14 protein-coding genes are annotated in these 18,882 nt (G+C 70.9%); 1 reads left to right on the forward strand and 13 read right to left on the reverse strand.

Features of this window, described 5'->3' with window-relative positions; all coding sequences use genetic code 11:
• Nucleotides 1-184: 184 nt before the first annotated feature.
• The 13 genes from ACIQPR_RS16185 to ACIQPR_RS16245 form a co-directional block, all read right to left on the reverse strand.
• Nucleotides 185-1,402 carry a glycosyltransferase family 2 protein gene (locus ACIQPR_RS16185; RefSeq protein ID WP_403648008.1) on the reverse strand — a complete coding sequence of 406 codons (1,218 nt, stop codon included), beginning with the start codon at nt 1,400-1,402 and terminating at the stop codon, nt 185-187.
• Nucleotides 1,403-1,609: 207 nt separating this feature from the next.
• The gene (locus tag ACIQPR_RS16190; protein WP_403648011.1) at nt 1,610-3,652 is read right to left on the reverse strand and encodes a hypothetical protein; all 2,043 of its coding nucleotides are present in this window, start codon (nt 3,650-3,652) and stop codon (nt 1,610-1,612) included.
• A gap of 58 nt (nt 3,653-3,710) precedes the next feature.
• Entirely contained in the window at nt 3,711-5,204 is a 1,494-nt protein-coding gene (locus ACIQPR_RS16195; RefSeq protein ID WP_403648013.1) for a D-ribitol-5-phosphate cytidylyltransferase, read from the reverse strand.
• Nucleotides 5,205-5,352: 148 nt separating this feature from the next.
• On the reverse strand, nt 5,353-6,516 hold the full coding sequence (locus ACIQPR_RS16200; RefSeq protein WP_403648015.1) for a hypothetical protein: 1,164 nt from the start codon (nt 6,514-6,516) through the stop codon (nt 5,353-5,355).
• 96 nt (nt 6,517-6,612) lie between these two features.
• Nucleotides 6,613-8,163: an alkaline phosphatase D family protein gene (locus ACIQPR_RS16205; protein ID WP_403648018.1), complete on the reverse strand. Its 1,551-nt coding sequence runs from the start codon at nt 8,161-8,163 to the stop codon at nt 6,613-6,615.
• A gap of 211 nt (nt 8,164-8,374) precedes the next feature.
• A complete protein-coding gene (obgE, locus tag ACIQPR_RS16210) occupies nt 8,375-9,811 on the reverse strand; it encodes a GTPase ObgE (RefSeq protein ID WP_403648022.1) in 1,437 nt (478 codons plus the stop codon).
• Nucleotides 9,812-9,947: 136 nt separating this feature from the next.
• Nucleotides 9,948-10,202 (reverse strand): 50S ribosomal protein L27, encoded by a 255-nt coding sequence (gene rpmA, locus ACIQPR_RS16215; RefSeq protein ID WP_007381992.1) that lies wholly within the window; start codon nt 10,200-10,202, stop codon nt 9,948-9,950.
• A 14-nt stretch (nt 10,203-10,216) separates the two neighbouring features.
• Nucleotides 10,217-10,537: a 50S ribosomal protein L21 gene (rplU, locus tag ACIQPR_RS16220; RefSeq protein ID WP_007381993.1), complete on the reverse strand. Its 321-nt coding sequence runs from the start codon at nt 10,535-10,537 to the stop codon at nt 10,217-10,219.
• A 228-nt stretch (nt 10,538-10,765) separates the two neighbouring features.
• Nucleotides 10,766-14,971 carry a ribonuclease E/G gene (locus ACIQPR_RS16225; RefSeq protein WP_403648025.1) on the reverse strand — a complete coding sequence of 1,402 codons (4,206 nt, stop codon included), beginning with the start codon at nt 14,969-14,971 and terminating at the stop codon, nt 10,766-10,768.
• A gap of 263 nt (nt 14,972-15,234) precedes the next feature.
• Nucleotides 15,235-16,014: a TIGR03936 family radical SAM-associated protein gene (locus tag ACIQPR_RS16230; protein ID WP_403648028.1), complete on the reverse strand. Its 780-nt coding sequence runs from the start codon at nt 16,012-16,014 to the stop codon at nt 15,235-15,237.
• 46 nt (nt 16,015-16,060) lie between these two features.
• Nucleotides 16,061-17,125 carry a hypothetical protein gene (locus ACIQPR_RS16235; RefSeq protein WP_403648030.1) on the reverse strand — a complete coding sequence of 355 codons (1,065 nt, stop codon included), beginning with the start codon at nt 17,123-17,125 and terminating at the stop codon, nt 16,061-16,063.
• A 13-nt stretch (nt 17,126-17,138) separates the two neighbouring features.
• Nucleotides 17,139-17,459 carry a hypothetical protein gene (locus ACIQPR_RS16240; protein ID WP_403648033.1) on the reverse strand — a complete coding sequence of 107 codons (321 nt, stop codon included), beginning with the start codon at nt 17,457-17,459 and terminating at the stop codon, nt 17,139-17,141.
• 19 nt (nt 17,460-17,478) lie between these two features.
• Complete coding sequence (locus ACIQPR_RS16245) at nt 17,479-18,096, reverse strand: TetR/AcrR family transcriptional regulator (protein WP_403648036.1); 618 nt, start codon at nt 18,094-18,096, stop codon at nt 17,479-17,481.
• A 191-nt stretch (nt 18,097-18,287) separates the two neighbouring features.
• Between ACIQPR_RS16245 and ACIQPR_RS16250 the strand changes: the two genes are divergently transcribed.
• Nucleotides 18,288-18,839, forward strand: coding sequence for a cysteine hydrolase family protein (locus ACIQPR_RS16250; RefSeq protein ID WP_403648039.1), 552 nt, complete (start codon nt 18,288-18,290; stop codon nt 18,837-18,839).
• Nucleotides 18,840-18,882 lie beyond the last annotated feature (43 nt).

Raw genomic sequence — 18,882 nt, forward strand, 5'->3', positions numbered from 1 at the left:
CCCCTCGGGTAGGTCGGGGTGGCAATCTACGCGAACGGGGTTGCCCTGCGCACGTTGGTCCAGGTCGCGGACAGATGGGTTGAGTTCACGGTGCGGGCCGGTGGGGGCTGGTCGCGCCCACGCGGCGGAGCCGCAAATCGATACAGCCCCGCGCCCCTTGAAAACGCAGGGCAACCGGTGTCTTTCAGGGGCGCGGGGAACTGCGCGGCCCGCCCCCACCGGCCCGCACCCTCCGCACCCTCCGCGCCACCCGACGCAGGAACACCCCCGCTCCCCCCTCCCGGTATCCCTCCACCTCACGCGCCTCCCGTGGTTCCGCCAGATAGACGGAGTCCGGCAGCGCCGCCTCGCCCGACCGGAAGTGCGGGTACGCCAGGTACACCCGCCGCCCCCGCTTCTCCACGACCGCCTCGGGGCGCTGCTTCGACTTGGCGAACTCGACGACGTCCAGCAGGAGTTCGGGGCGTTCCTGGGCCACCAGGTGCAGTCGCAGCCGCTCGTCGACCTTGAGGCGGACGGCGACCTCGGGCGTCCAGTGCGCGGCCATCAGCGGCTTCGCCAGCTCGAACTTGTGGCGGCGTACCTGCTCGGTGTCCTTCGCGTACTTGGGGCCGAACTGCGGGAGCAGGGTCACCAGGAACGGGCGGACCATCAGCTTGTCGCGTTCCACCCCCGGCGGGACCATCTCGGCGATGAGGTTCATCAGGGCGCGCGCCGAGTCGAAGCGCAGCGTGTAACTCCCGCTCTTCGTCACGTGTTTGCCGTCGTCGCGGCCGACCAGGTAGTAGCAGGTGTGGTCGGCGATCACGGAGACGCCGTCCGCGCGGAGATACGCCTCCATCGTGAACAGCGCGTCCTCGCCGGTGAACAGCGACTCGTCGAACCGCATGCTGTGCCGCTCCAGCAGGGCCCGCCGGAACAGCTTCTGGGCGCTCAGCGTGAACTTGATGTTGGAGTGGAAGACGTCGGTGCGCTCCAGCGTCTCGACCCACGCGGCCTTGGGCGGGACCCGGTTGATGCCCTCGACCTTGCCGAGCACGACGTCCGTGCCGTTGCGGTCGGCCGTCGCGACCATGCGCTCCAGGGCCTCGGGGGCGAGCCGGTCGTCGGCGTCGAGGAAGAAGACGTAGCGTCCGGCCGCCTTGCCGAGGCCGACGTTGCGCGGGGAGCTGGGGCCGCCGGAGTTCTCCTGGCGGATGACCGTGACGTGGTTCGCCGCGCGGGCCGCGAACTCCTCCAGGTACTCCCCCGTGCCGTCCGTCGAGCCGTCGTCGACGGCGATGACCTCGATCCGGGCCGCGTCCAGGGTCTGCGCCTCGACCGAGCGGAGGCACTCGACGAGGTACGGCATCGCCTCGTACGCCCCGATGACCACGGTCACATCAGGCTGCGTCTCGGTCACGCGCTCCCCTTTGTCCATTGAATCGCCATCTGGAAGACGGCCGACCGAGTGCGTCGGTTGTCCTCCGTCAGCTGGGGATACGCAAAAGAGCCCGGTTTTCGAGGATCACTCCCCAAAAACCGGGCTCTTCTTGACCAGATTCTGACTCTCGACCCGATTCTTGCTCTCGACCGGATTCCGACTCCTGCGGATTCCGGCCCGCGCGGGTCAGCTCGTCAGTTCGGCCTCCGTCGCGGCCGACCGCTCCTGGCCGACGTTGCGGGCCTCGGACTTGAGCGCCAGGTCCCGTACCGCGGTGTTGAACTGCTCGATGGACGTGGGCTCGTCCGGGCCGAGCAGGTACTGCTTGAGTTCCGTGCGGTCCTCGGCCAGCGGGTCGGCGTCCGGGGCGCGGACCGCCGCCAGCAGCTCGCCCAGTTCGGCGGCCTTGTTGGAGAGGATCACGGCGGCGCGCACCGCCGTGTTCTGCCGCTTGAACTCCTCGACACCGAGCTTCGCCGAGTCCGTGACCGCGTACGGCTTGCCGCTCGCGATGAAGTCGGAGACCACGCTGGAGATGTCGGAGACCATCGCGTCGGACACGTTGAAGCAGTCGTACAGGCGCGGTTCGGCGCCGGAGATGACCCGGTGCTCGAAGGTGCCGAAGGACTGCCAGTACGCGTCGTTCCACTCGGCGCGCAGCCGGGCGATCTCCTCGTACTTGGCCAGGTCGACCACGCCGTCGCGGGTGAGTTCGGCCTCGTCGCCCTTGTCGGCGGCGCCGCCGGTCAGCTCGGTGATCCGGGCCTCGATACGCGCCATGTCGGCCTTCGCCCCGGCCTGGGTCGCCGCGTCGGCCGTGAAGCGCGGGTCGGTCGCGCGCTGGGCGGCGGCCTTCTCCACCAGGGCGGTGACCTTGCGGTGCGCGGAGCCGGCGGCGGAGCTGACGGTGCCGGTGAAGGGGTGCGGCTTGTACAGGACCCGGACCGGCGGGTCGGCCTTGAGCAGCTTCTTCACGATGTTCTCGCCGGCCAGCAGCAGGGAGGTGTTGCCGGGGTCGTTGTCCCAGCCCTCCCAGGTCGGCGCGTAGAGCACGGTGGGGATACGGCCGTCCGGCACGCCCTGCCAGGTCTGGATGGGGGCGAGCTGGGGGCGGCCGACCTCCACGATGTCGTCGTCGCGGACCCCGACGTCGGCGATGGCGTAGCGGTCGCGGCCCGCGCGTCCGGCGGTCCACACCTCGTCGTAGACCTTGCTGAACGGGTTGACGCTGGCCAGCTTGTCGCTGTCGCCGTGGCCGATGAAGACGTGCTTCATGGTGGGGACGCGCAGCAGGTGGATGTTCTTTCCGACGTTGGCGGCGTAGAGCGCGACGCGCACGCTGGAGAGGTCCATGTTCATCAGGTGCACGCCGCCGGGGACACAGATGACGGGGACCTTGGTGGGGGCGAGGTTCTGGAGTATGACGCGCTCGCGGAGCAGGACCAGGGGCCGGGTGTCCAGCTGCTCCATGGTCTCCAGCCACATGTTGACCTGGTACGCGGAGTCCTTGGAGCCGGAGAAGCAGAGCACCGTCTGCGGCTGGTACTCGCGCAGCCAGCCGTCGACGGCTTCGAGGATGACCTCGGCGGTCGGCGGGATCTTCGTGCCCCGTATGTACGGCAGCAGGGCGAGGACGTAGAGGCTGCCGAGGCACAGGGTGATGCCGATGCCGATGAAGCCGGCGACGGCCGAGTCCAGCTGCGCGGAGATCAGCAGGCCCACGACGGCGAACAGGTCGAGGTGGAGCATCTTCTCGGCGGAGCGCTCCAGCAGGCCGAACCGCGGGGCGTCCGGGATGTGGATGCGCGAGCCGAGGTCGACGTTGCGGGTGGCGACCGGCATCCGGCGGCGGTTGCGGATCAGCGTGACGACGGCGCCGTGCGGGGCCTGGAGGCCGTAGAAGGCGATGAAGCAGGCGATGGCGCCGTAGAAGATCAGGTGGTCCGAGAGGGACATGCGGGCCAGCAGCAGGATCAGCAGCAGCTGGCGGATCAGGAAGCGGATCGAGAGGCCCGCCCGGACCTTGCTGAGGCGGTTGACCAGGTAGCTGCCCTGGCGGTGCAGATAGTGGTCGGCGACGTACGTCACGACGGCCGCCGCGGCGAAGGCGGGGACGCTCGGGACGAGTGCGGCCAGCATGAGGGCGGGGAAGCCCAGCATCATGAGGACGGCCGCGGCGAGCTCGGCCGCGCTGCCCACCCGGGCAACACGGATGGCGGTGGAAATCACTGATAAACCTGCTCTTGGGCGTTTGAGTAATTTACCGGGATCTCAGAGTCAGGCTCAATTAAACGCCGTCCTGGACGTCCAGGACGGAGGCGAGGGCGGCCTCGAAGCCGGAGGCCTTGGCGGCGCCGGCCGTCGGGTCCTGCTGGCGGACGTCGATGACGTGGCCGGTCAGCTCGGACAGCAGCACGTCGAGGGAGGTGCGGGCCACGGCCTCGGAGGAGAGCAGCGTGCCGGTGGGCTCCTGGCCGAAGGCCTTGGTGCGCATCGGGGTGGCGGTGCGCTCCGGGTTGATGCAGTTGACGCGGATGCCGTCGCCGGCCCACTCGTCGGACAGGGCCTGGGTGAGGTTGACCATCGCGGCCTTGGTCGAGGAGTACAGGCTGTACTCGGCACGGCCGCGCGTGTAGCTGCTGGAGGTGTAGAGCAGCAGCTGGCCCTTGGTCTCGGCGAGGTACTTGTACGCGGAACGGGCGATCTGCACGGGCGCCAGGTAGTTGACCTTCAGCGCCTCCTCGATCGTCGCGTTGTCCGTCTCGGCGAGCTTGCCGATGCGCAGAACGCCGGCGGTGTTGATGACGTGGTCGATGCGCCCGGTCTCGGCGTACGCCTTGGACAGCGCGTCGTCGACCTCCTCCGGGTTCTCGACGTGCGTGCCGGTGGTGGAGCGGCCGAGCGCGTACACGGTCGCGCCGTAGCCCTCGGCGAGTTCGGCGATGTCCTTGCCGATGCCGTACGAGCCGCCGAAGACGACCAGGGTCTTGCCGGTGAGCAGCTCGCGGTAGGCGGCCTCGTCGACCTGCTCGGGGGCGGCGGTGGAGGCGAGCTGGAAGAGCTTGTCGGCGATGAAGACGTCGACGGGCTGGGTGACCTTCATGTTGTACTCGTCGCCCGCGACGACGTGGATCGGCACGTCCGGCAGGTACTTGAGCACGACCGAACAGTCGTCGGTGGCCTGGAAGTTGGGGTCACCGGCGGCGACCTCGTAGGCGCGGCGGATGGTCGACAGCTTGAACGCCTGGGGCGTCTGGCCGCGGCGCAGCCGGGAGCGGTCGGGGATCTCGGTGATGAACTCGCCGTCGTCGCCGTGGGTGCGGGTCACGATGATGGTGTCGGCGGACGGGATGGCCACGTCCACGGCCTGGAAGCGCTCCAGGGCGACCACGCAGTCGTCGATCACGCGCTGCGAGAGCAGGGGGCGCACGGCGTCGTGGAAGAGGACGTTGGCGTCCTCACCCTCGGCCAGGCCCTCGCCGAGGGCGGTGATGGCGCGCTCGGTGGTCTCGTTGCGGGTGGCGCCGCCCTCGATGATCCGGGTGACCTTGGTGAAGCCGGCCTTGGCGACGATCTTCTCGACGTCGGGGACATAGCCCGGCGCCATCAGAACGATGATGTCGTCGATCGACTCGGCCTTCTCGAAGGTGGTCAGGGTGTGCTCGATGACTGCCTTGCCGGCGATCTTCAGCAGCTGCTTGGGGATCGAGAGACCCACGCGCTGGCCGGTACCGCCGGCCAGGATCACTGCGGTGGTGCGGGGCTTGGCTATGTGCGACACAGGCGACCTTGACCTACCTCGGGAGAATGGGGAACTGGCAAATGGTCCCACTCACGGTTACCGCAGTGCAAGGCGAGTGACCTCCGCCGCATAGGTGAGCGACACCTGTCATTCATCTTGCACTGCTGGTGACCGCGCGATGACACCCTCAGCGGCGCCGCAGCTTGTTCAGGCAACGGTGACCGAGAACGCGTACGAGTTCCTTCGACGAGGTCTGGTGAACCGTCCGCGCCTTCGCCGGAGCGGTGTGCCGGACCGGTACGGCGGCCACCGCGGCGAGCGCCCCGTAGAGCGCCTGCGCGGCCACCTCGGGCGCGATCCGCGGCGCCGCGGACACCTGCTCCGAAGCCTGCGGCACGGCCGACAGGAGCGCGGTGTCGCCGACGATCCGCACGCCCGCGGCGGCGATGGTGCCGGCCATCTCGGCGCCGATCTCGCCCGCCGCCTCGACGGCCCAGCGGGGCGTGGCGATCTTCACGTCCTCCGGGGCCGGGCTGCACGAATTCTTCATATGCATGACCGCGCCGTTGCGCACCAGCTTGGAATACAGCTCGTCGGGGAGGCCATTGCCGCGGAATTCCACATTGAGCTTTCGCAGCATTTCGGTCTCGGCGAGGGTGAGAGAGCGGTTGGCCGCGTCCGGAACGGGTCGCAGGAGTCCCGCGGGCAGTCCGAGCAGTGCCTCGAAGGTGCGCAGCAGCCCGTCCCGGTCACTGTCGTCGACCACGACGACGGTGACCCGCCCGGGACCCACGGCCCTGGTCCAGCGCTCCACCAGCCGGTCGTGCCGGTGCCGCCGCCAGAAACTGGGGTTGGGCTGCTCGTACGGCGCCTTGCGGAGCATGTGCTCCAGCCAGTTGCCGTAGTCCATGCGCAGGCCGTTCTGCACGTACTGCTGCCACTGCGAGGGCATGATCTTCGCCAGCGGGCGCAGGGTGACCAGGATGTGCACGCGCTCGCCGCCGAGCTGCTCCACGATCCGGGCGATGGTCTCGTCGTCCTCGGCGTCGGCGAAGAACTCGCTGCTGATCACCGAGGTGCGGTCGCCGGTGGCGCGCACCGCGTCCAGGAGGCGCGTCCAGTGTTTGTCGGTGGGCACGGTGTCGCCCATCATCGCGGGCCGCGCGCAGGCGGCGAGGGCCGCTTCCATCGGGTGCCTGCTGTGCGCGGGGAAGTCGACGCCGTGCCCGGGCATCGTGTCCTTCGCGGCGAACAGCGCGCCCTGGATGGCGGTGGTCCCGGTCTTGTGCGGGCCGATGTGCAGCAGCCGGGTCCCGGAGGGCAACGCTTCCTTAATACAGTCCGTCTCCATGGTTAATGGAAGGTAAGAGTTGTTCCTGAGTTTGACCTGAGAGGAGCCTGGGACACAGATGAGTCCCAGGCTCCGGTCACACAGGGTTCATAAACCTCAGACCACGTGGACCCCGGGGACGCCCGCCTCCACCCGGAGCGAGGCGTACGTACTGGGTACGGCCGTGGGCTTCACGACGGTGTCCACGACCCGCACCCGCGCGTCGATGCCGTCCCGCCGGATGTCGAACAGGTGGTAGCCGCGGTGGGCGTCGATCACCTTCCAGTGCGGGTTGTCCGCCTTCAGCGGGTCCCACTGGGCGTGGAAGGCGGCCTGGTCCTGGTCGCCGTTGCTGGAGATCGACGTGCCGACGAACTCGGCGCCCACGACGGCGGAGTCCGGGTCGGCGAAGTCCTCCTTCAGGTCGCTGATCATCGTCAGGTGCCGGTCGCCGCTGAGCACCACGGGGTTGCGGACGCTCTTGAAGTCCTCCAGCAGGGCGTTGCGTTCGACCTGGTAGCCGTCCCAGGCGTCGTAGAACCACTGCTTGCCGGGGCCGAGCAGGATGTCCGTCTCGGCCATCATGATCTGCGAGGCGACGACGTTCCAGCGGGCGGGCGAGTGCTTCAGCCCCCTGAGCAGCCAGGCCTTCTGTTCGGCGCCCATCATCGTCATCGCCGGGTCCTCGGCGCCGGCCTGTGTGGTGGCCTGGTCGCTGCGGAACTGCCGGGTGTCGAGCACGTTGAGCCGCATCAGGCGGCCGAATTCGAGGCGCCGGTACATCTGGATGTGCGGCCCGTTCGGGACCGCGCTCGCGCGCACCGGCATGTGCTCGTAGTACGCCTGGAAGGCGGCCGTCAGCCGCGCCACGAACGCGTCGTGCGACTGCTTGTCGGGGTCCTGCGGGACCTCCCCCGCCCAGTCGTTGTCCACCTCGTGGTCGTCGAAGGTCACCACCCAGGGGGTGTTGGCGTGCATCGCCAGCAGGTCCGGGTCGGCGCGGTACTGCGCGTACCGGTTGCGGTACTGCACCAGGCTGTACGGCTCCCCGGTCCCCTCGTGCCGGCGCGGCCCCGCGCTCGACGGCGCCGACTCGTAGATGTAGTCGCCGACGAAGAGCACGAAGTCGGGGTCCTGGGACAGCATGTCGGCGTACGGCGTGAAGTAGCCGTTCTGCCAGTTCTGGCAGGAGGCGAGCGCGACGCGCAGCCGGCCGCCGGAACTGTTCGGGTGCGGCGCGGTGCGGGTGCGGCCGGTGGCGGAGAGCTGGCCGTCGGCGCGGAAGCGGTACCAGTAGTCGCGCCCCGGGCGCAGTCCCCGTACATCCACGTGAACGCTGTGCCCGTACTCGGGCCGGGCGGGGGCGATTCCGCGCCGCACGCTCTTTCTGAACCGGGCGTCCTCGGCGAGTTCCCACTCCACCGGGACCACCCGGTCGGGCATGCCGCCGCCGTTCAGCGGGTCCGGGGCCAGCCGCGTCCACAGCACGATGCCGTCGGGCAGCGGGTCGCCGGAGGAGATGCCGAGGCTGAACACACCGTCCGGCAGCGGGGTTTCGGCCGCCCGGGCGGAGGTCGGCAGCCACAACTGGGCGGAGGCGGCGGCCCCGAGCACCGCCGCGCCGGCCGCGAGAAAACGTCGTCGATCGGGTGATACGGCTTGGGTCATCGTGAACTCCCTTGCGACGTTGGCCTCTTGGGTCACTTGGAAGCCTCACAGTGCGCGGAGTCCCGCCTGTTGAACAGTAAGTATCGCGTCCATGACAAATCGGCACACAGCAAGAGACCCGTTGCTCCGGGAGCAACGGGTCTCGGCCCGCTTCGGTCACGCCGGGCGGACGATCTTCACCCCGAACGGGCGATCGGCCCGCCCGTCCGGCTCAGAAGGGCTTGAACTCCTCGAACTCCTGCGCCGCCTCGTCCCGCGCGGCCTGCTTGTCACGGCGGCGCTGCGTCGCCGGACGCGGCTCGTCCAGCCGGTGGTCCTCACCGCGTCGGCCCAGCATCTCCGCACCGGCCATCACGGTCGGCTCCCAGTCGAAGACGACCGCGTTGTCCTCGGGACCGATCGCCACACCGTCGCCGGAGCGGGCACCCGCCTTCATCAACTCCGCCTCCACACCGAGGCGGTTGAGCCGGTCGGCCAGATAGCCGACGGCCTCGTCGTTGTTGAAGTCGGTCTGGCGCACCCAGCGTTCGGGCTTCTCGCCGCGCACCCGGAAGAGACCGTCCTCCTCCAGTACGACGGTGAAGCCGCTGTCGTCGACCGCCTTCGGGCGGATGACGATCCGGGTCGCCTCCTCCTTCGGCTTCGCGGCACGCGCGGTGGCGATCAACTCCGCGAGCGCGAAGGACAGTTCACGCAGTCCCAGGTGGGCGACCGCGGACACCTCGAAGACGCGGTAGCCGCGCGCCTCCAGGTCGGGGCGCACCATCTCGGCGAGGTCCTTGCCGTCCGGCACGTCGATCTTGTTCAGGACGACCATGCGGGGCCGGTCGCCGAGACCGCCGTACTGCTTCAGCTCCTCCTCGATGATGTCGAGGTCGGAGACCGGGTCGCGCTCGGACTCCAGCGTCGCGGTGTCCAGGACGTGCACGAGGACGCTGCACCGCTCGACGTGGCGCAGGAACTCAAGGCCCAGGCCCTTGCCCTGGCTGGCGCCGGGGATGAGCCCGGGGACGTCGGCGATCGTGTAGACCGTCTCGCCGGCCGTCACCACACCGAGGTTCGGGACCAGGGTCGTGAACGGGTAGTCGGCGATCTTCGGCTTGGCCGCGCTCAGCACGGAGATCAGCGAGGACTTGCCGGCGCTCGGGTAGCCCACGAGCGCCACGTCGGCGACCGTCTTCAGCTCCAGCACGATGTCCTGGAGGTCGCCCGGGACACCGAGCAGCGCGAAGCCGGGGGCCTTGCGGCGGGCGCTCGCGAGGGCCGCGTTGCCGAGGCCGCCCCGGCCGCCCTGCGCGGCGATGTAGGAGGTGCCGTGGCCGACCAGGTCGGCGAGCACATTGCCCGCGCCGTCGAGCACGACCGTGCCGTCCGGCACCGGCAGGACCAGGTCCTGGCCGTCCTTGCCGGAGCGGTTGCCGCCCTCGCCCGGCTTGCCGTTGGTGGCCTTGCGGTGCGGGGAGTGGTGGTAGTCGAGCAGCGTGGTCACGGACTGGTCGACGACGAGGACGACGTCACCGCCCCGCCCGCCGTTGCCGCCGTCCGGGCCGCCGAGCGGCTTGAACTTCTCACGGTGGACGGAGGCACAGCCGTGGCCTCCGTTACCCGCGGCGACATGCAGCTCGACGCGGTCCACGAAGGTGGTCATGGGATGTGCCTCCAGTTACTTACGGGGTGTCCTTGTACTAACACGCGAAAGGCGGACCCGCTTCCCGGAAGGGAAGTGAGGTCCGCCTCGCGAAAGCTTCCGATCAGTTACCTGAGGTACTGACGTACCTGATGCTTCAGGCGACCGGAACGATGTTCACGACCTTGCGGCCGCGGTGGGTACCGAACTCCACCGCACCGGCGTTCAGCGCGAACAGCGTGTCGTCGCCGCCACGGCCGACGCCCGCACCGGGGTGGAAGTGGGTGCCGCGCTGGCGGACCAGGATCTCACCCGCGTTGACGACCTGACCGCCGAAGCGCTTCACGCCGAGCCGCTGGGCGTTGGAGTCGCGACCGTTCCGGGTGGACGATGCGCCCTTCTTGTGTGCCATCTCTCCTCAGTCCCTTACTTCGCAGCCGCGGGGATCTCAGTGACCTTGATCGCCGTGTACTGCTGGCGGTGGCCCTGACGACGGCGGTAACCGGTCTTGTTCTTGTAGCGAAGGATGTCGATCTTGACGCCCTTGTGGTGGTCCACGACCTCGGCCTGGACCTTGATGCCGGCCAGCACCCACGGGTCGCTGGTGACAGCGTCGCCGTCGACAACGAGCAGGGTCGAGAGCTCGACCGTGTCGCCAACCTTGGCAGTGGAAATCTTGTCAACCTCAACGATGTCGCCGACAGCAACCTTGTGCTGGCGACCACCGCTGCGCACGATGGCGTACACGCGGATCTCACTCTCTCGCTCGGGAACGGCACCCCCGCAGTCCAGCCGCCCTGCGGAGCAGACGGCCTCTCCCGGTGGAACACACCCGGGAGGAAGAGGTTTACGGGGATGTGGCGTGTCACCAGTGGACACGCCGACGGTCAAGGTTACGGGGCCGCAGCCGAACGGGTCAAACCGGGCCCGTGGGAGTGCGGCCGGTCACACGGACCGGCCGCACCCACCTCTGGTTCAGTCCTCGTCGGTGGAGGCGGTGACGGAGGACGGGCTCGTCCGCTCCGCCGCCGCGGTCTTCTTCGACGTGGTCTTGGCGGCCTTCTTGGCCGTCGTCTTCTTCGCGGCCGTCTTCTTGGCCGCGGTCTTGGTGGCCGCCGCCTTCTTGGCGACCGCCTTCTTCGCCGGGGCCTTCTTGGCGGCCTTGCGCGCGGCCGTCTTCTTGGCCGGAGCCGCAGCCCCAGCCTCGACATCCGCCTCGGTCCCGGCCGCGGCATCGGTCTCGACCTCGGCCTCGGCGACCGGCGCCTCCGCCGCGGCCGACGGTACGACCGTCACGGCCGCCTCCTCGGACGCGGTCGGCGCGGTGGCCTTGCGCACGGCACGACGCCGCGGGCGGGCCGGCGCCGCGCTCTCGGCGGGCGCCTCGGGCTGCTCGACGGGCGCGGGCGCCTCGACGGCCACCGGAGCGGGCGCCTCGGTCACCGTCACCACGGCGGCCTCCTCGGACCCGGCCGGGGACCCGGCGGGCGCGGTCGCCTTACGGGTCGCACGACGGCGCGTACGGCCCTTGGGCGCGGCATCGTCGGCCACGGGAGCCTCGGCGACCGGCGCCGGGGTCTCCTCGACCGTCGGAGCCTCGACCACCGGAACCTCGACCACCGGGTCCTCCACGGCGACGGGCTCGGCCTGCGCGACGGCGGCCGGCTCGGCCTCCTCACGCACCTCGCGTACCTCACGCACCTCGCGCGACGACCGCTCGCCCCTCGGCGCGCCGGCCGGGGCCGAAGCCCGCCGGCTCGTCCGGCGTCGCGAACGCCCGCCGCGGGTGGCCGCGGCCTCCGCCTCGGCGGCGCTGCTGTACAGGTCCTCGTCGGGCCGGAAGGTGTCCGCCAGCGGCCTCGCCGCGGGGGACTCGGTGAACGGAACCGGCGTGGCGACCTCGGCGGCCACCTCCGCCTCGGTCTCGACCTCGTCGGACTCGTGCTCGTGGTCGTGCGTGTCGTGGCCGTCGTGCGTGTCGTGCACGTCCGCGCCGCCGCCGTCACCACCGCGCCCGCGCCGCTTGCGCTTGCCGCCGCCACCGACCGAGGTCGGCTGCTCCATGTGCACGATGACACCGCGGCCGTTGCAGTGGACGCAGGTCTCGGAGAAGGACTCCAGGAGGCCCTGTCCGACGCGCTTGCGGGTCATCTGCACCAGACCCAGCGAGGTGACCTCGGCGACCTGGTGCTTCGTACGGTCGCGGCCCAGGCACTCCAGCAGGCGCCGCAGCACCAGGTCCCGGTTGGACTCAAGGACCATGTCGATGAAGTCGATGACGACGATGCCGCCCAGGTCGCGCAGCCGCAGCTGGCGCACGATCTCCTCGGCCGCCTCCAGGTTGTTCCTGGTCACGGTCTCTTCGAGGTTGCCGCCCTGACCGGTGAACTTGCCGGTGTTGACGTCGATCACGATCATCGCTTCGGTCTTGTCGATGACCAGCGAACCGCCGCTGGGCAGCCAGACCTTGCGGTCCAGCGCCTTCATCAGCTGCTCGTCGATGCGGTACGTCGCGAAGACGTCGACCTCGGAGGTCCACTTCGACAGCCGGTCGGCGAGGTCCGGGGCGACGTGCGAGACATAGCCGTGGATGGTGTCCCACGCCTCGTCACCGCTGACGATGACCTTGGTGAAGTCCTCGTTGAAGATGTCGCGCACGACGCGGACGGTCATGTCCGGCTCGCCGTACAGCAGCGACGGGGCGTTCGAACCGCCGCCGCTCTTCGACTTCTTCTGGATGTCCTCCCACTGCGCCTGGAGCCGTTCGACGTCACGGCGCAGCTCGTCCTCGCTCGCGCCCTCGGCGGCGGTGCGCACGATGACGCCCGCGTCCTCGGGGACGATCTTCTTGAGGATGGTCTTCAGCCGGGCCCGCTCGGTGTCGGGCAGCTTGCGGCTGATGCCGGTCATCGACCCCTCGGGGACGTAGACCAGGTAGCGGCCGGGCAGCGAGACCTGGCTGGTGAGCCTGGCTCCCTTGTGCCCGATCGGGTCCTTCGTGACCTGCACGAGGACCGACTGGCCGGACTTCAGGGCGGACTCGATGCGGCGCGGCCCGTTGGCCATGCCGAGCGCCTCGAAGTTGACCTCACCGGCGTACAGGACGGCGTTGCGCCCCTTGCCGATGTCGATGAACGCGGCCTCCATGGAGGGCAGCACGTTCTGGACCTTGCCCAGGTAGACGTTGCCGACGTACGAGGTCGACTGCTCCTTGTTGACGTAGTGCTCGACGAGCACGCCGTCCTCCAGGACGCCGATCTGCGTGCGCTCACCGCTCTGCCGGACGACCATCACGCGCTCGACGGCCTCGCGGCGGGCCAGGAACTCCGCCTCGGTGATGATCGGGACGCGCCTGCGCCCCTGCTCGCGGCCCTCGCGGCGGCGCTGCTTCTTGGCTTCGAGGCGCGTGGAGCCCTTGATGGACTGCACCTCGTCACTGGGGTGGTCGTCCTTCTTGGCGCGCGGCTCGCGGACCTTGACGACGGTGCGCTCGGGGTCGTCGGCCGACGAGGACGACTCGCTCTCGCCGCCCGAGTCACCGGCGCGACGACGCCTGCGACGCCTGCGACGGCTGCTGCTGGACCCGGAACCGCCCTGGTCCTCGTCCGCCTCCTCGGCGTCCTCCTCTACCTGCTCGGCGGTGTCCTCGGCGTCCTCGGCGGCCTGCTCGGCGGCGTAGTCCTCGCCGTCCTCGGCATCGTCCTCACCGCCGGCGGACTCGCCGCGGCGACGACGCCTGCCACCACGGCGACGGCGGCGGCGCGACCCGGTCTCCTCGGTCTCGTCGCCGTCGGCGGAGTCCTCGGCGGCCTCGTCGGCCTCCTCCGGCTCCTCCTCGGCGACGGCGGTCTCGACGACGGCCGCCGCGACGGGCTCGGCCTCGAAGGCGGCACCGCGGCGACGACGCCGACGACGCCCGCCGGTCTCCTCCTCGACCGCTTCCACGGCCACGGGCTCGGGCGCGACGACGACCTCTTCCTCGTCGTCCTCCACGGCCTCGGCGGCAGCGGCGGCGGCCCGCTCCGGCGTCTGGAACATCGGCTCGGTGAAGACGGGCGCCCGGAACACGGCCACGGCGGGACGCGCGGGCCGACGCGGGCCCTCGTCCTCCTCAGCGCTGTCGCTCTTCTTGGGCGCGGGCGCGGAGAACCCGCCGGCCGCGGTCCGCACGACCCGGCGCCGACGACGCGGCCCGGATTCCTCGGCGGCAGCGTCGGCGGCGGTGTTCTGCTCCGCGGTGTCCGCGGGGGTCTCGTCCTTCACAGGGGCCTCCTCGCCCACGGGCGTCCCGGCAGGCGCGGACACACGGCGCGTGGCGCGACGACGGCTCCGACGCGGCGCGGCATCCTCGTCGGAGGAGACAGCGGGCGCGGCGCCTTCGGTCACTTCGGTCACTTCGGCTACGACGGCGGCGGCAGCGGGCGCTTCGGCCGCTTCAGCCGCGTCGGTGTTCTCGACGGCCTCGGCCGCCTGCGGCGCACCGGCGGGCGCGGAGGCGCGCCGGGTCGCACGACGGCGCGTGCGCGGGGCGGGCGCGCCGTCTTCCACCGGGGCGTCCTGGACGACGGCAGGCGCGGCAGGCTCCTCGACCCGCTCGACCACGGCCTCAGGTACGACGGCCTCGGGCGCGACGGCCTCGGCGGCGGCGGTCTCGGGCGCGGTCACCTTGCGCGTGGCGCGACGACGGGTCCGGCGCGGAGCCGCGTCCTCCTCCGCCACGGTCTCCTCGACCGCGGCAGGCGGGGCGGCGGCAGCGACCGGCACCACGATCTCGGCGGCCTCGGGCACCGCGCTCGCCTCCGGCGCGCCGGCGGGCGCCGACACCCTCCGGGTCGCACGACGGCGCGTACGCCCGGCGGGCGCGCCCTCTTCCACAGCCGCTACGGCCTCTACGACCTCGGCGGCTGCCGCGACGACGGGCGCCTCGGGAGTCACCTCGGCCTCGACGGACCCGGTGACCTCGACGACGCTCTCGTCGGTGTCGCTCTTCTCGTCGTTCTTCTCGTCGCTCACCTCGGCCGGTATGGCCGGAGAGCTGTTCTCGACCGCGCCCTCGGGGGCGGTCGGCGGTCCCGCCGGGCGAGACGCGGCGCGGCGCCTGCGGCGCGGCGGCAGCGTGTCGCTGGGGGTGTTCGGTTCGGAGCCCGTTGCGGACTCTGCGGGTTCGGTCGGTTCGAGCATGCGGGCGTTTCTCCCGTCAGGCTCCCGGGCGCCGCGCCTGGTCCGGCTCGGATGCCGGTGACGTCCGCGGCTCGCGCGTTGCGCGGTGCCGCCGTCCGGGGCGCGGGCGCCGCACGGGAGCTCTCTGTGTCCTGTCTCGCCGGTTCCGTACGCCCAGTTGCGGACGGCCTGGCGAAAGTCTTGTGGTCGGTGCGCTGCCCGACCCAGGTGGCTCCCGAGTCCGAGGGCGGCGCTACGACATCCGTCCCTACGCGGAACCTTCCCTACGCCGGCGCCTTCGCGGCGGCAGCTTCGGTGACCGCGGGATTCGCGGTCACTGCTGCCTCGCGGTCGGGCGCGAGCGGGTCGGTCACCGTGCCGGTCTCTTCATCGAACAGCCCCTGCGCCAGCCTGGTCACCGCTACGGCGACCGGCGGCGCCAGGTCGGCCACGGCGCGAAGACCGGACAGGACGTCGTCGGGTCGAACGGCAGGCGTCACGTGCCGAACAACCAGCCGCAGTATCGCACAGGCCTGGTCGGTAGGCCTATCAGCCTGTGGACGAAGCGTCTCGGAAAAGATCTCAAGGCTCGCCACGGCCGAGCGGGCGTCGAAGGTGCGCATGCCGTTCTTGGCCATGCGCTGGACCTCGACGCTCTCGGCGGCGTTGAACGCGGCCACCGCGCGCTCGGCGTCCTCGGGAGCCACCCCGTCGAGCCGCAGCTCCCACACGGAGGCCGTGAGCCGGTCGGCGAGCCCGGAGGTCCGGGCCTCGACCGCGTCGACGATGTCGAGCCCCAAGGGCATCGACTCGTCGAGCAGCTCGCGCAGCTTGTCGGGGTCGCGCTCGGCGGTGAGCGCGATCTCCAGGTATTCCGCCTCACTGCCCGTGCCGGTGGGTGCGGCATTGGCGTACGACACCTTCGGGTGCGGTGTGAACCCCGCCGAGTACGCCATCGGCACCTCGGCGCGGCGCAGCGCGCGCTCGAAGGCGCGCTGGAAGTCTCGGTGGCTGGTGAACCGAAGGCGACCACGCTTGGTGTAGCGGAGTCGGATGCGCTGCACCGCGGGTGCGGGCGGCGGGCCTTCGGGCTGTCGCTTGCCCAGTGTCCTAGTCCTTCGTGAGAACGGTCGTACTTCTCCCAAGAGTACGTGTCCCGTCGCCCATCGGTTCCCGTCGCTCCACCGGCCGCGGCTGCGCGGGCTCCCCGAAAACCATCCGCCGGAAGTCGGCCCGCGCCTGCCGGGCGGACTCGCGCGCGGCGGTCAGCGCCTGCCGGACCACCCGGCCCGCCCCGCGCGCGGCCTCGGCGGCGGGCCGCAGCACCAGGTCCCGTACGACGTGTCCGACCGGGGTCAGGACGGTGCGGTAGACCCAGCTCACCGGCGCCACGAAGATCCACCGGAAGAGGGTCGCCAGCGCCCGCCCCACGGCGAGCGAGATGTGCCCGGCGATCCGCCAGGCGTGCCCGAGCGCGTCCCACACCTCCCGTCCCACGACGGCGAGAACCCGCCCGACCGGTGCCAGGACCCAGCGCCAGAGCGCGACGGCGGGCAGCACGAGCAGAATCCGCGCCGTCCAGTACAGGACGACACCGACACCGGTACCGACGGCCCTGGCCAGCCACAACAGCCCGCGCCCGCACCGGGCGAACGCGCGCCCGACCGGGGCGAGCACCCAGGCGTACAGCCATCCGGCGGGCACGACGAGCGCGTACCGCCCGAGCCACGCGACGGCCGCGGCCACCCCGCCGACGACCCACGCGCACGCGTGCCCCACGGGAGTGAGCACGCGCGCGTAGACCCACGCCAACCCGTCCCCGATCCGCCGAGCGCTCCAGCCGAGGGCGTGCCCGACCGGCGTGAGCACCGTTCGGTACAGCCAGACCGCGGGCACCAGGACGAGCACCTTGACGAGCCACCCGAGCGCCTTGGCGCCGGGCACGACGGCATACCGCCACAGCGCGACCACCGGCCACACGAACAGCGCCCGCCCCACCGGCCGCAGCACGGTCCGCCACAGGAACCGCCCGCCGACCACCACCGCGTCCCACACCACCCGCACCGGCACGACCAGCACGAGCACGACGATCCGCACGGGCACCCGGATCGCGACGACAAGACACCCCTCGGGCGGCTGCGGAGCGACCGGCGCGGAGGGTTTCTCGAACTTCACAGGGGCGTCCATATCAGTCAAGACGCCTCAACACCCCGTACGGATGCGGTACGACGTGCTCCGCACGGGTCACGGATATGTGTCCGCGCGGGAGACATGGGTGTGCGGCGGCCGGGGCGAGCCGGCGAAGCCGCGCCGGGCGTACGCGGGGATCACGTACACGCACTGCACGGTGCGAACCGGGGTTCTCCGCCGCCCAGTCGACGAAATGCCGTACGAACTCCTCGCGGGCGATGAGGGATTGCCGCCCGCCCTCCAGGATCCACTGCCGGCGCAGCTCCGCGACGGCTTCCAGCTCGGCGGGTTCGGCGGGGCGGATCACGATGTCGTCCACCCGTGCGTTGTGCGGGAGTTCAGCGGTCGTCGGCAGGGGGCGCCAGCAGTGCGTCGACGATCTCCCGCAGGGGCGCGGCCAGTTGGGCGGCGGTCGCGTCGCGCAGGGGCCGCAGACCTACGGCGGACCGTACGACGGCGACGCCGACGCCCAGCGCGACCAGGAGCTGGGCCCGCAGCAGGCGTTCGTCGTCGTCCTGCCCGGCCGGTCCCCCGCCGGACGCTTCGAGGATCTGGCGGCCGAACTCGTCCAGGGCCTTGCGGCGGAGCGCGTCCACGCGTTCGTCGCCGGAGTCGCGCAGCAGCATCAGCACGGGGTGTTCGCCGAACTCCGGCCAGGCGCCCGCGGAGAGTTGGCGGCCGAGTGCCTCGGCGAGACCCTCGCGGTCCTGCGGGAAGGCCTCGTCCCGCCCCAGGAATCGGGGAGTCGAGGCCAGCGCCGCCTTGAACAGGCCTTCCTTCGAGTCGAAGTACCGCTTGATGAGCGCCAGGTTGACCCCGACATCGGCGGCCACGTCCCGCAGGGTCGTGCGGTCGTACCCGAGCCGGGTGAACCGGCTGCTCGCGGCCTCCAGGAGCGCCTGCCGGGTGGCCGCCGCGTCTCGCCGCCGGGGTCCGTCGGCCTCGTTCGCCTCCATCGGCGGCCTCCTCGCACAGGTCAAGTAATCACTCGTTGACATGACTACAGGGCATGGTTACGTTAAGCAAGTAATCACGCGATGACTTAGCCGCCCGCGCCGCTCGGGCGTGCCCTCCCGTCCGGCCTCGTCCGGCCCTCGTCCGGCTCTGATCCGCCCCTCATCCGCCCCTTCCGTCCGAAAGGACACCGGTGTCCAAGCAAGCCCTCCTCGTCATGGACGTCCAGCGCGCCGTCGTCGACCGCTACCCCGACCCGGCCTATCTGCCCCGCCTGCGCGAGGCGATCGGCGCGGCCCGCGCGGCCGACGTCCCCGTGATCTACGTGACCGTCGGATTCCGTCCCGGCGCCCCGGAGGTCGACGCCCGCAACAAGATGTTCGGCAGGCTCGCGGGCGTCCAGCTGCCGGCCGCCGCCGCGCAGGCCAACGAGATCCACCCGGACGTGGCCCCCGAGCCCGGCGACATCCTCGTCACCAAGCGCCGCGTCAGCGCGTTCGCCGGCAGCGACCTCGACATGGTGCTGCGGGCGGGCGACTTCGACCACCTGGTCCTGACCGGCATCGCCACCAGCGGTGTCGTCCTGTCGACGCTCCGCCAGGCGTCCGATCTGGACCTCACCCTGACCGTCCTGTCCGACGGCTGCCTCGACAACGACCCCGAGGTCCACCGCGTCCTCACGGAGAAGGTGTTCCCGATGCAGGCGGACGTCACGACGGTGGCGGAGTGGGTCGCCGCGCACTGAACTCCCTATATTTGTCGCCGTACTTGACGCCGGTACCCGACGC

Origin of the sequence: Streptomyces sp. NPDC091280 (assembly GCF_044768565.1) — a bacterium.
Taxonomy (GTDB): Bacteria; Actinomycetota; Actinomycetes; order Streptomycetales; family Streptomycetaceae; genus Streptomyces.

Coding starts and splice junctions, on each gene's coding strand:
- ACIQPR_RS16200 (WP_403648015.1), bottom strand. CDS start 6,516: ATGGAGACGGACTGTATTAAGGAAGCGTTGCCCTCCGGGACCCGGCTG.
- ACIQPR_RS16245 (WP_403648036.1), bottom strand. CDS start 18,096: ATGGAGGCGAACGAGGCCGACGGACCCCGGCGGCGAGACGCGGCGGCC.
- rpmA (WP_007381992.1), bottom strand. CDS start 10,202: ATGGCACACAAGAAGGGCGCATCGTCCACCCGGAACGGTCGCGACTCC.
- obgE (WP_403648022.1), bottom strand. CDS start 9,811: ATGACCACCTTCGTGGACCGCGTCGAGCTGCATGTCGCCGCGGGTAAC.
- ACIQPR_RS16225 (WP_403648025.1), bottom strand. CDS start 14,971: ATGCTCGAACCGACCGAACCCGCAGAGTCCGCAACGGGCTCCGAACCG.
- ACIQPR_RS16205 (WP_403648018.1), bottom strand. CDS start 8,163: ATGACCCAAGCCGTATCACCCGATCGACGACGTTTTCTCGCGGCCGGC.